This is a genomic window from Pedobacter sp. AC379 (assembly GCF_979258145.1).
The window spans coordinates 4168700-4182378 of sequence record NZ_OZ409839.1; the positions used below are offsets into that span (position 1 = coordinate 4168700).

6 protein-coding genes and 1 pseudogene are annotated in these 13679 nt (G+C 40.2%); all 7 read right to left on the reverse strand.

Annotation, left to right across the window (positions count from 1 at the left end; all coding sequences use genetic code 11):
* Positions 1-9 precede the first annotated feature (9 nt).
* The 7 genes and pseudogenes from ACZZZW_RS18200 to ACZZZW_RS18230 all read right to left on the reverse strand — a co-directional run bounded on the left by ACZZZW_RS18200 (position 10) and on the right by ACZZZW_RS18230 (position 13671).
* On the reverse strand, positions 10-336 hold the full coding sequence (locus ACZZZW_RS18200) for a group II intron maturase-specific domain-containing protein (RefSeq protein WP_463497779.1): 327 nt from the start codon (positions 334-336) through the stop codon (positions 10-12).
* A 60-nt stretch (positions 337-396) separates the two neighbouring features.
* A pseudogene (ltrA, locus tag ACZZZW_RS18205) lies at positions 397-1269 on the reverse strand (group II intron reverse transcriptase/maturase); the annotation flags it as partial.
* A gap of 546 nt (positions 1270-1815) precedes the next feature.
* Entirely contained in the window at positions 1816-3558 is a 1743-nt protein-coding gene (locus ACZZZW_RS18210) for a RagB/SusD family nutrient uptake outer membrane protein (protein ID WP_463495522.1), read from the reverse strand.
* A gap of 9 nt (positions 3559-3567) precedes the next feature.
* On the reverse strand, positions 3568-6648 hold the full coding sequence (locus tag ACZZZW_RS18215; RefSeq protein ID WP_463495524.1) for a SusC/RagA family TonB-linked outer membrane protein: 3081 nt from the start codon (positions 6646-6648) through the stop codon (positions 3568-3570).
* 33 nt (positions 6649-6681) lie between these two features.
* Complete coding sequence (locus ACZZZW_RS18220; protein ID WP_463495527.1) at positions 6682-8382, reverse strand: RagB/SusD family nutrient uptake outer membrane protein; 1701 nt, start codon at positions 8380-8382, stop codon at positions 6682-6684.
* Between the two features lie 11 nt (positions 8383-8393).
* On the reverse strand, positions 8394-11408 hold the full coding sequence (locus ACZZZW_RS18225) for a SusC/RagA family TonB-linked outer membrane protein (protein ID WP_463495529.1): 3015 nt from the start codon (positions 11406-11408) through the stop codon (positions 8394-8396).
* A gap of 427 nt (positions 11409-11835) precedes the next feature.
* Positions 11836-13671, reverse strand: a complete 1836-nt coding sequence (locus ACZZZW_RS18230; RefSeq protein ID WP_463495531.1) for a beta-galactosidase — start codon at positions 13669-13671, stop codon at positions 11836-11838.
* Positions 13672-13679: the final 8 nt, after the last annotated feature.

Here is a 13679-nt window from a genome sequence, read left to right on the forward strand (position 1 = left end):
CGGCTCTTATTATCGTAATTCCATAGTAGGTTTCGAGCCAAATGTCCAATGTGCAAATAAGTTTGGCTTTCGTTTATGTAAACGCCTTATCCATTTCATCGCACTGGTCAAACTAACCCTTAACCCTTTGTATTTTCTGATTGCCCAGTTGGCCAGCTTCGCGTTAACCCTACGCAAAAAGCCTTTCAACTTTGTGCTATAGAATTTTCCGTAATAGTTGATCAAACCCTGCAATACCGGATTCATTTCTTTGGCAACAGATTCTATCTCAATACCTGCAATTCGTAGTATCGGCAACTTGTTGAGCTTTTCATTCATTGCTTTCATTGCTTTCATACTTACTGCGGGAAGAAAGTTGGTAAAACTGACATGCCTCTTGGTGTTCAATGCCTGTCTGGGCTTGAATGTATAACCAAGAAAGTCAAACGATACCGCCTTCTCTGTTTCTCCCCTGCGGTTGCTGTCCTTGCAATAGACAATCTTAGTTTTCTCTTCATGCATCTCCAGTCCACAATCCTTTAGCCGTTGTCCTAATGATTCCTTCAAGTGGATGGCCTGTTCCTCTGTTTTGCAGTGAATGACTGCGTCATCTGCATAACGCTCAAAAGCATGATCCGGATAGTTGGCTTTTAGCCACACATCCATTGCATAATGCAGATAAAGATTTGAAAGAACCGGACCAATAACAGAGCCTTGAGGTACTCCTTTACTCCTTGCAACTACTGTTCCATCTTCCAGTTGTAAAGATGCTACCAGCCATCTTTTGATTTAAAGAACCATCCAATCTTCTTCTGTGTGCTTTTCAACGGCTAACATCAGCAAGTCATGCGGAATATTGTCGAAGAACCCTTTAATATCGACATCCAGTAACCAGTTGTATGCCCAGCACCTTTCACGTGCCTTGGCAACTGCCTGTAATGCTGATTTCTTTGGGCGATAACCGTAAGAATCTTCGTGGAATAAGTTGTCGACCACTTCTCCCAGTCTTACTGCTACCACTGCCTGTCCAATCCGGTCGGTTGTCGTGGGAATACCCAATGGCCTTTTACCGCCATCTTTCTTGGGGATCTCTACCAACTTGATGGCGGGTGGTACATAGCTACCAGAACTCATCTGGTTCCATAACTTGTAAAGATGCTTTTGGGATTGCATGTCAAATGCTTCCATACTCATCTTGTCTACACCCGCTGCGCCTTTGTTGGCTTTGATCTTCAAGTAGGCTTCCTGGACCGACTTTCTTGAAATACAATATGGTTTTGGCCTGTACATCCTCTATACCTCCTGTAGTATTAACCTTGAACAGTTTCTATCAATGTACAGCGCCTGATAATGCCACTCCTTCGTTCCAGTCAAGTTTCCAAGACTATCATCACTACTACAGGTGGCTCTGCCCCCGTGGATGGCATCGGTACTTTCGACCTTACGGGTTCCTCCGCTTGGACTTTTCCCTTCACATCCTTCCGACAGGTTCACAAGTTCCATCTGATTGCCTGTATAAAGCTCATGCTGCCTATACGCCGGATGCCACAGAGACGGTAAACAGGTCGTCCTCCCTGCTGATAATAAAGTGTTACTGTACTTTAGTTTTGACATCATCTAATCCTTTCGACGCCTCTTCGGCAGTTCATTTGCATTCATCTTCTTTATACTTACCTGACACCTTTAAGATGCCTTTTCCTCTGACGCTCACCACCAGGACACTTAATCCAAGCAGCTCAGAGGCGGTTTGGTACCTGCTCCTGTAAGCCGATACCGAGGGGCCTACCCTCATCAATCAGACAGCACTGATTTGCTCGCGCAAATCATTCATGTCGCTCAATAACCCGGATTTTGCAAATATGAAGGAAGTTTCAAAATTTCACTTTGCGGAATAGGAAGAAGATAATTTGCCGGCCGGAAGTTGTGTCTTCTTATCGAGTTGGCAATTTGATAGTTATAAGAGGTACCATCGGTAGATGTAGACGTGGTGCCGGTTTTAGGAGTAATCAACATTACCTTGTTAAAAGCATTCTCCGTTACTTCGGCAATTTTCCATCTTCTCTCATCATAAAAACGCATATCTTCAAAAGCCATTTCGGTACGGCGTTCCTTAATAATCAAATCTCTGAGTTCTGATTGGCTGATATTCGCCTTTATGCCAAACCTTGCATCAGCTCCAGGTAAAATACCTGCACGTTCTCTTATTTTAAAAATATAAACAAGGGCATCATTGCTTTGTCCAGTTTCGTTAAGGGCCTCAGCGTAATTAAGCAATATTTCTGCGTAACGCATTAACGGATAACCCCTATCTGCGTTGGCACTGCCTCCATAACTTACATTTACATCGCACATTTTACGGCCGTAATACCCTGAAGTTGTTCCTATTCCGTTACCATCACTTGGTGCGTTAACATAAGAAAAAACTGGCGTTTGGGCACCGCTGTTGTTTGCATAAGCAGAACCGTTGTAAATAACAGTGTATCCAAACCTTGGATCGCGGTTGATGTACGGATTTGCAGCATTGTAACCGGAAGTTGGATCTGTAATTTGTTTACCATTACGCATATCAAACTGATCGACTAAATTTTGCGTAGGTGTAGAGTAAAATCCTCCACTGCGCGATGGCGGTAAAAAATGACCTTCAAAATCTTTATTTGGAGCTTGCGTAAAAGTAAAAATCATTTCATTGTTGGCGCGGCTGATAAACGTTTTATAAAAACCAAAACCCGGCGCAGTAGTGTTATCTACAACAAGCTCGTATTTATTCATGTCTATTACCTCTTTTGCAGCCTGTACCGCTTTTGCCCATCGGCCTGCATCATAAGTTGGGTATGCAATTATATTGGCAATTGCACCTGTTTTAACTATGCCCCCTCCATTAAATAACGGACTGGCAGCCGTAAGCAACACCCTTGATTTTAATGCAAGGCACATTCCTTTGGTAATTCTGCCATAGTCTTGATCCAATTGATCTAACGGAAGGTTTGCAGCCGCAGCATCACATTCGCTTACAATGTAATTTACACAATCTTCATATGTGTTTCTTGGAATATCGATAATGTCATCTTTATCAAACAATTTATCGCCTAAAAGAGCTATGCCACCAAAAGATTTAACCAAATAATGGTAATACCATGCACGCAAAAATCTGGCTTCAGCAGCAACCCTTTTCTGTGTTGAAGGGGCTAAAGGCGTTGTTGGCAATTTAGATAGAAATAAATTTACTGCACGTATCTGCAGATATGGCTGTACATAAAAATCAGTCGTTGTACCTTTTACAACATTGAGTGGGTTTACGTTGCCCGAATACAGAATTACAGCATATTGGCCTGAGCCACTGTACCGGTATTCAGCATCATCTGTAGCTTCCTCAAGGTTGCCATGGCTATCCCAACGGCCTTTATTAAAGGAGAAGCCCCTGCCCTGATAAATACCGTTTAAAAAACCCAGTGTTCTTACACTATCGCTAAACACAACTGTGGCATCCTGACCAGCATTTTGCTGATCGAGATAACTGGTTGCTTTTTTGCAGGATGCTAATCCTACCAATATTAAAACAAATAAAATATATCTTTTCATGGTTAAAACTTAAAATGTTACCGATAAACCCATATTGTATAGCCTTTGTGGCGGATAGTTGGTGTTGGTATTGTTACTCGATATTTCTGGATCGTACTCATATAACGAGCCGAGCTTTGTCCAGGTAATTAAGTTTGTACCATTAACATAGATTCTTGCCCCTTTTAAACGAACTTTATTTACCCAACTCTGTGGAATTCCATAACTCAGTTCAATCGATTTAAGACGTAAATAATCTCCTCTTACATTCCAGAAGTCTGAAGGTGCTGTAGGAATAGAAATCGCATTTGGAGACGTTGATAAAATTGGATATTTGGCATTCTGACCAAGTTCTGGTGTCCAGCTTTGTTGGTGGATGGCCTGTAAATTAGAACCAAATGCCTGGATGGATTCACGGATACCCGCAACGTTAAAATTTAATGCTCCCTGAAAAAGTACATTCAAACTCAGCGTTTTGTAATTTGCGCTTAAATTAAAACCTACAATTGTATTAGGCGTATTTGAGTAACCAAAGTAAGATTGATCGGCATCGGTAATTGCACCGTCGCCATTTAAATCAGCATATTTAATATCGCCAGGTTTTACACCGGTTAAAGGTTTGGCACTGCTGGCAACATCTGCTGCATCCTGATAAAAACCTAAGAATTTAAACTGCCTTGGTGTGTTAATCGGGTTACCGGTATATTGCTGATATGGGAACAATGGTAAAGCTTCATCCTGAAAAACAATTTTATTTTTTGCCACAGAGATATTGCCACCAACACGGTAATTAAAATCTTTACCGATCTTATCATTATACGCAATTTCGAGTTCAAAACCTCTGTTATTTGTTTTTCCTAAGTTAACGGGAGGCAAAGATTGACCAAATACATAGGATACTGTTCCTCTATTGGTTAAAATATCGTACCTGTTATCGTTAAACACATCTAATGTTGAGGTTACACGACCTTTAAACATGCTTAAATCCATACCGATATTTAACTTCTTAACCTTTTCCCAGGTCACATCCGAGTTGGCTAAACGCCCTTCAAATATGGCATTGTATGCATTGTGCGATGTTCCAAAAGATACGTTACCACTGTTATTGTAGGTTTGTAGGTATGCATATGCATAGTTACCAATATCATCGGTACCAACAAGACCATAAGAAGCCCTGAATTTTAACCGATCTACAAATTTGATGTTATCTTTAAAAAACTTTTCTTCTGAGATGTTGTAACCAATTGATCCGGCAGGGAAAAAGCCATATTTTTTACCTGAAGCAAAAACCTCTGATTTATTGTAGCCAGCATTAAATTCGGCCAGGTATTTCCCTTTATAATCGTAACCCACACGACCTGAAAAACCACTTGTTGGAATAGGGATAAAGTTTAAAATCCTATTGGTGTTGGCAGGATCACGATAGCCGAAAAAACTCCTGTTGTTATATAATGCCAAACCTGAAATGTGGTGTGCACCAAAAGTACGATCGTAATTTAAGGAGGCTTGAGGGTTAATTGTTCTTGTGGTTGAACCTGGACTATAATTTAGTGAATAAGTACCCACCCTGAACACATTTGGATCCTTTGGTGTATAACTTCCATCAACTGGATTATAAATGAAGGCAGGAAAAGTTCCTCTCGATAATCCTCTTGAATAGGTGTATGTACTGCCATATGCAATAGCCCCTCTTAATGATAAGCCTTGTGTAATAAAATCAAGCTTTTGTGTTGCGGCGGCATTGATATTCATATTGTTTTCGAAATCTCTGCTGTATCCGCCCAGCGTTAATGCCTGTACAATGTTGGGTGATGAATAACGGTTTGGTTGCGCATAGCTGTAACCATAACTTCCATCGGGGTTATTAATGGGGTAAGCAAAAGGAGCCAGTGTTAAATAACTGTTATAAAAATAAAAGATGTTCTGAATGCCATTAATATTTGGAATTACCGGATTATTCCGTTCACCAATATTACCAAACAGATCCAGCTTAACGTTTAAGGTTTTGGTTGCCTTAATATCAATGTTAGAGCGGTAATTATACCGTTTGTAATAGAAATTGTTATTTACATCTTCACCTTTCCCAAAATCGTTTAAAATACCATTTTGCGTAACCATTCCTAATGATGCAAAATACTTAACCACATCGTTACCGCCGCTAATGTCGAAATTATTGCGCCATTGGTAACTAAATTTGCGAAAAAGAACTTCTTTCCAATCCACATCCGGGTGCCCGTATGGATCATCACCCGTTCTCCAGTGTTCAAGGTCGGCATCGGTATATTGTACGGCAAGACCATCATTTATCCGTGCCTGGTTAAACAGCTTGGCAGATTCGTAAGCATTCAGAAATTTAGGCAATCTTGTTGGTTGAGACAGTGCATATTCAGTACGGAAGGTTATGTTGGGCGGCCCAACTACCCCACGCCTGGTAGTTACCAAAACAACGCCATTTGCCCCTTTAATACCATAAACAGCCGTTGTTGATGCATCCTTTAAAATACTTAGGCTTTCAATCTCATTTGCATCAAGGCGTGCAAACTGGGCATAAGTAAATTCAATATCATCAACAATGATTAGCGGTTGGTTAGAGCCCGTGTAAGAGCCTGTTCCACGGATAAAAAATGTTGCTCCATCCGATCCTGGCTGGCCACTGGTTTGTTGTGAACTGAAACCTGGCAATCTACCAGCCAATGTATTTTGCAAACTTGCCGATGGGTTTCTTCTGATATCCTGCCCTGATACCGAACTAATTGCTCCTGTTAAGGTGGCTTTTTTAGTGGTTCCGTATCCTACCACAACCACTTCTTCTAAACCTTTTACATCAGATTCTAAAGCTATGTTAATGGTAGCCGACTGGCCAACTGTTACCTCTTTTGCAAGATAACCGATAGCATTAACCACCAATATCCGGCTTTTACCCCGTAAGGTAATTCTGAACTTACCATCCGTTCCGGTAGATGCCCCGTTACCCGGAAAATCTTTCTCAATAATGCTCGCTCCAGGAATTCCGCCATCCTTATCACTAACCTGGCCTTGTATATTAACATTTTGCGCAAAGAGTAACTTCGACAAAATGGTAAATGCTAAAAAGAATATATATTTTCTCATAAATGCTTTCAGTTTTAACTTAATTGTTATTAATTACCAACCCTCGTTCTGTATCAGGCTTCTGTTTGTAATTACCTCTGAATATGGGATAGGCATTAGGTAAAACCGCTGATTAAATGTGGTATTGCTTACCGTAAAAGGTGTATAGGTTAAAGTACCAATTGCTGCTTTTGTTATTTGTGTACCATGGAGTGAACCATTTAACACCTGGCCTGCAATTTTCCAACGTCTGATGTCCCAGAAGCGCTGTTCTTCAAAAGCCATCTCCACCCTTCTTTCATTTTGGATAAAAGCACGCATATCTGTTTGAGACATTCCGGCTTTAATTCCATAGGCATCTGCACCTGTACCAGCTGTAATTCCAGCCCTTAAACGCAGTGATCTTAACGGTGCATAGGCATCTGCCGTTCGCCCTACCTCATTTAAACATTCTGCATAATCGAGCAATATGCCACCGTAGCGAAAAATAATAAAGTTATGATCCTGCGTAGCATAGGCCGTTGCAGCAGAAAAATCTGCCATGTATTTCTTTAGGTAATAGCCTGTTCTGGTTTGTACAGCCACCCCTCCAGGTTTATCTTTACCACCATCAAAAGTTTCTACATTACGGCTCAACCACCTAATTCCGTTATAAAAAACAGTATTATCCAATCTTTTATCCCTTCCTGCATATGGGTTAGCAGCCACATAACCAGAAGCCGGATCTGTAATACTCAACCCGTTCAGCATCGGAAATGCATCTACAAGTTCTTGCGTCGGACTCGTAAAGCCATTACTCAGTGGTGTGGTATAACCTATAGGTGCATTGTTGGTTTCCAGATCGAAAGTTTTAGCTCTTTGTTTGGCCAATATTACCTCTGTATTTTTTCTGCCAATAAATGCAGCATTAAATGTTGATGTAAGCTGATAAGCATTTAAATTGATTAAATCTTGCAGTGCATTTAAAGCCAAAGTCCATCTTCCGGCATCATATGTTGGGTAACCTGCCAGTGCTTTTCTGGTTGCATCAGCTGCAATTCCTCCACCATTAAAAAGTGGACTTGCCGCATATAGCAATACTCTTGCTTTTAGTGCATAAGCTGCACCCCGTGTAATTCTGCCTAAGTCAGAATCTGCAACCGGCTCTACTCGCAATAAGCCTTTAATGGCATCGCATTCGCTTACCAGATACGTTACACATTGCTCAAAAGTATTACGTGGTATCTGTAAATTATCGTCAGGAGATAATACTTTATCACCTATTAACGGTACGCCACCATATCTTTTAATCATTTCGAAATAATTAATCGCTCTGATAAAACGTGCTTCAGCTTTCCAATATTGAAGCGTTTTAGGTGCATTAGCATCAACAGGAACAACATCTATATTGGCTAAAAAATCGTTTGCGGCACGAATTGCCCGGTAAGCATTTTCCCAGTTATTATCCGGATTATTGGTTGAATTAAGCCTGCCATTGGTGAAATATTCTACAACTTTATTTGGTCTTGATGGAATTGCATCATCACTGCCGGCATCAAGAAAATCACCAACGGTACCATCACCGCTAATCCTGTTGAAACCATCAGGAAGTGAAGTATATAAATCCGACAGTACCTGCCTGGCATAATCGCCATTTTTATCCAAAGGATCGTAAACATTGCCCTTATTAATTCCCTGTAATGGGGTTTCTTCATATTTTTTACATGATGCCATGGCTACTAGCGCAATCATGAAAAGTATTATTCTCGTATTCATCTGTGATGAGATTAAAATTTAACGCTTAAACCGCCATTAATTACCCTCTGAATGGGATATACTCCACCATTGGTTTCCGGATCAACCCGATCAAACGAGGCACTTGTAAACAAATTTGTACCGTTTACAAATAATCTGATGCTCGAAACTTTTATTTTATTGGTAAACCGCGATGAAATGGTATAACCCAGTTCGATGTTTTTTAACCGCAAATAATTGCCACTGTGCATCCAGAATGAAGAAACAATATTGTTATTGAAGTTATTGCCAACAGTAACTCTGGGATAGGTGGCTGTTGCAGCCGTTGTTGGCGTCCAACGCTCCAAATTATGCTCATAAGCTTGCCCAAACCCGCCGTTCTGAAATTCCCATTCACTGTTGCCCGTTAACAATAAGTTCCTGTTTGTAACTCCTTGCAGCAACACACTAAAATCGAAGCCAGAATAAGAAAAACCAATGTTTGCGCCATAATAAACCAAAGGCTTATCGGTGCCTATTTTGCCTTGATCAAACTGATCGATTACGCCATCACTATTAAGATCTTTATAGCGGATATCTCCCGGAACTGGATTATATCCTGCAATTTTAGCAGCTGAATTTATTTCTGCCTGCGATTGAAAAAGCCCGTCGGCAATGTAACCAAACTGCTGCCCAACCGGCTGGCCGGTACGGCTTTGGTAACTGTATGCTCTATAAACCTCGTTTTGATAAATTACTTTTGATTTTAACGTACTTGCATTACCCGCTATGAAATAACTAAAATCTCCAAAAGATTGATGCCAGTTTAATTGCAGTTCTACACCGCTATACCTATTGATACCTACATTCAGGTTTCTTAATGTTGTACCCACAATGGTAGATAAATTTGGCGAGGTAAGCAGATCTGAATATTTGTTGTTAAAATATTCTGCCTGCATAAATAATTTGTTCTTAAATAAGGTAGTTTTTAAACCCAGATTCAGTTTATCGCCTTTTTCCCAGGTAACATTAGGGTTGGCCAATACATCCTGGCGTAAGGCAGAACTACTTGAAGCACTTGTACCAAAGAAATACGAACTCGGACTGCCTACATAAAACTGTTGGAAAACAAAATAACCTGCCGCATCATTACCCGTACGGCCATAACTTGCAAATAATTTCAAATCATTTAACCATTCCAGCTGAGGCATAAATTTTTCCTTGGTTAATGTCCAGCTTAAACCCACAGCAGGAAAAAATCCCATCGGAGAATCTTTTGGATACCTGTTGGTTTTATTTAATCCAAACGCTACCTCAGCGGTATAACGCTCATCAAAACTATAAGCCGCCCGGCCCGATCCTCCATAATAATTCAGACCAAGGTCTCCCCCATTATTAACATTATCGCTGGTGGCCCTAATTTGTGCATCAATCTGGTGCAGACCAAAATTTCTCTTATAACCAACTGCGCCTTCAATGTATGATTGCCTGTTTTGGTAATCGGTAGAGGTATTGTTGTTCTGAGTTCCGTTTGTTCCAAAAAGCTGATACGAAGCTGTAGAACCTGAACCATTCTGTTTATAAACCGCAAATGATTTGCTTCTATCCGTATTTTCTGATAAACCCGAGTAAAATGATACCAATGCCTGTACCCATAAACCAGGTACAATATCATCTAAATTCCGTCTCAAAGTTAAGTCTGTAATAATATCCCGTCTGTAATTTAAGCGGTAACCAGAGTTAACAGTTTGCGCATAAATATTATTTTGGAATTGTGTGTTGCCTCCATAACTACCATTCTCATTGTAAATAGGATATGCATTATTTGGAGTATTCAATATAGAATTAAAAATGGTGGCTGCGGTGTTTCCAGGTTGTGTGTAATTACCAATCCTTCCAAAAAGATGAAGTCCGAGTGTCATTTTTGGCGTAAGATTAATATCTACATTAGAGCGTACAGTATAATTGCTAAAGCTTGTATTGGTAGAGTATTCGTTTAAATCACTTTCGTTAAACTGGCCTTTTTGATTCTGGTATTCCAAGCCAACATAGTACCGTGCAGTATTACCACCGCCTCTGAAATTAAGATCGTAACGGCTAAATGTAGATTTATCTTTTAAAACCTGATCTTGCCAATTTACATCCGGATGCCCAATAGGATCAGATCCGGTTCTAAATGCATCAAGGTCAGATTGTGTGTAAACCGGCTGGTCGCCACTATTTCGCCTCGCTTCGTTATATAAGTTAGCATAATCAAAAGCACCTAATGTTTTGGGTAATTTAAGTGGACTTTGAATACCAGCCTGTGCGGTTAGTGAAATTTGCTGCGCACCGATAAAACCTTTCTTTGTTGTAATTGCAATTGCACCACCAGATGATCGAAGACCTAACATTGCAGTAGAAACAGCATCTTTAAGTACAGTTACAGATTCAATTTCTTCCAAATCGATCATCGTAAGATCTCTTGGTATTCCATCAATAAGTACAATCGGATTCTGCCCCCTCAACAATACAGATACCTCATCAAGCCCGGGGCGACCGCTGCTTTGATTGGTGTATAAACCTGCCAAACGACCTGTAAGTGCATTTTTAACACTTGTAACTGTTGATTTTATCAGATCGTTATTGTAAACAGCCTGCGTAGATGATGTTGTTAAATTTGCTCCCAGTTTAATAGCATTGGTTAATACCACTTGCTTTTGTAACTTAACAAGAGTATTGTTACCATCAATTCTGATAATTTGATTTACATTGCCGTTAGCCGTATACTCTTTTAACAGTTTACCTTTATATTGGATGCGTATAACATCATTATTCTCAGCATTTAACTTTGCTGTTCCGGTACTATCTGTTTTAATGGCATTATTTAAACGGACATTGATTACATCAGCCCCTATTAATGGGAAATCATTCTCATCAAGGATGGCAAATGTGATGCGCTTAAGCTGCGAAGTATCCTGACGGAGGATTGAATTTACCGAATTGCCATAACTCAGGTTGCCAAAATTCAGAAATGCCCAGGATACAAGGACGAAGCCCAGGAGTTTGAGTATTCTTTTTTCACTCATAATTTTATATTAGTTAGTTGGTTACACAGCTTGCAGCGGTTTCGAATTAGGGATTTCGCAAACAGTGTTGATAAAAATTAGGCACCAAAATGACTATAGCCATATTGGTTTAGCGTATTTAATCACCCGGTAACAATTGGTAAAATTGTTAGAGATGATAATTACAACCGATTAGCGCAGTAGTAAATCTTTTTTCATATGATTAATAGTTTGGGATTAGGGATAAAATAGAGGGGGGAAATTAATGCGGTACAACCGCTTAGTCTGATCTGCTGTGAAAGTTACTCATGAATAGGGATTTGGTTATGGCAAAGTAACTATTAAAAAACCCCTCTATTGAGGGGTAATACGGTAATAAATAGGGGTTAAATCGTTACTTTTTGCTTGATTTTAGCCTTTAACCCCTATTTTTAAGATTTTTAAACGTTTAATTTACGGTTAACTTTTTGAGCGTATTTAAAATTGGCTCGTCAATTGCCTTTAACATATTTTGATCAGGTTTGATCAGTTCTAAAACAGCAACCTCATTCTTCCCTTTTTTTAACCACTCTTGCGGAACATATAAGGTTTGTTGCGGCCCAATAGCCCAGTACTTCCCTAAGTTGTGTCCGTTAATCCAAACCACACCCTTACCCCAATCGCTCATGTCTAAATAAGTATCGGCTACCGTCGGAATCTCGAAAGATCCCTTTTGTAAAGTTGGTCCGTTTCCATTTGCCTTGGCTGTTGTTTTAGCAGTTAAGCGGTCGTTACTGAAAGGGAAACCATACATTAACCAGTTTTTAACCTCTGCACCTGCAAAAGTTACCTGCTCGGTAATGCCTTTTTTGTTTTCCAGTAAGTATTTACCAAAGTTTACCCTACCCATGTTTTCAACAAAAATATCGAGCTGTACATCACCTGCCGGAAGGTTTAGTGTTAAGGTATTCTGGTTAAGCCTGCGGTCTAAAATGCCTGCCCGTTTCTGATTGATAAAAACCAAAGCATAATCACGGAGTTGCTTCAATTGCAATTCGCCTTTTTTACCACCTTTAATAGTGGTACGGTACAATACATAACCATAATCCTGGCCTAGTGCTTCAAAAGTAAGCGGGTTAATATTTTTTACGGGTTGAGGAAGCACATTAAACAAAGCCACCTTGCTGCTCAGTTTAAAAGGTGCAACAGCAATACTCGGTTTAGCAGCCGGTATAGGTGGTAAACTTTGCCCGGCAGGTAGATATTTTTCTATTACACTTCTAAAAGCTTTAAATTTTTCAGTTACATTACCTGCTTCGTTTAAAGGCGCATCATAATCGTAGCTGCTGGTTTGTGGTTCATAAGGTGAAATGTCTTTATAATTGGCACCATTCATAAAATCGCGGGTGGTACCACCATGAAACATGTACATGTTAATCGAAATGCCTGCTGCCAATACCGAATCTAGTTTTTTGGTATAATGCTCCGCCGGAACAGTATGATGAGGCGTTCCCCACCAATCGAACCAGGCAGGATACCATTCGGCAATAAAATATGGCCCTTTACCATTATGGTTCTCATTTACAAGCTGCCTGATTTTTGCCGGATTATCGATTCCGTTTACGGCGGGCAATAAGCCGTCTAAATGGCCATCTTTCACATCTGCCGCAGGGTCACAAGTGTAAAGCAATCCGTCAAAACCAGCTTCAATAAACAGCTTCCTGTTAATATCTAAATAGTTTTTATCGGCGGCATAAGAACCATATTCGTTTTCTACCTGTACCATTATAATGTTGCCACCATGGTTAATCTGCAATGGAGCAAGCAGTTTGCCCACCTCCAATATATATTTTTTATATTCGGCCAGGTACTGTTTTTCCGTACTGCGTACAACAAGGCCTTTTTCTGTTTGCAGCCAATACGGATATCCACCAAATTCCCATTCGGCACATACATACGGGCTGGGCCTTAAAATAACCCACAAACCTTCCTGCTGTGCAATTTTTACAAATTCGGCAATGTTGTTGTTGCCAGCAAAATCGAATTTACCTTTCTGTGGCTCATGCAGGTTCCAGAAAACATAAGTGCCAATGGTATTAAGGCCCATGGCTTTGGCCATTTTCATACGGGCGCGCCAGGCTTCTTTTGGTACACGCGGATAATGTAACTCCCCGGAAATAATTTGAAAAGGCTTTTCATCCAACAGAAAACTGTTATCCCCTAACTTAAAACTGTGTTTGGCTTGCTGACCAAAAGCCGATAAGGAGAAACATAGTGCCGCCAGCCATACTAATCTTATTTTCATTTTTAAAT

Bases quoted from the DNA above. Each gene is read 5' to 3' on its own strand.
- ACZZZW_RS18225 (WP_463495529.1), bottom strand. From the start codon at position 11,408: ATGAGTGAAAAAAGAATACTCAAACTCCTGGGCTTCGTCCTTGTATCC.
- ACZZZW_RS18215 (WP_463495524.1), bottom strand. From the start codon at position 6,648: ATGAGAAAATATATATTCTTTTTAGCATTTACCATTTTGTCGAAGTTA.
- ACZZZW_RS18220 (WP_463495527.1), bottom strand. From the start codon at position 8,382: ATGAATACGAGAATAATACTTTTCATGATTGCGCTAGTAGCCATGGCA.
- ACZZZW_RS18210 (WP_463495522.1), bottom strand. From the start codon at position 3,558: ATGAAAAGATATATTTTATTTGTTTTAATATTGGTAGGATTAGCATCC.
- ACZZZW_RS18200 (WP_463497779.1), bottom strand. From the start codon at position 336: ATGAAAGCAATGAAAGCAATGAATGAAAAGCTCAACAAGTTGCCGATA.
- ACZZZW_RS18230 (WP_463495531.1), bottom strand. From the start codon at position 13,671: ATGAAAATAAGATTAGTATGGCTGGCGGCACTATGTTTCTCCTTATCG.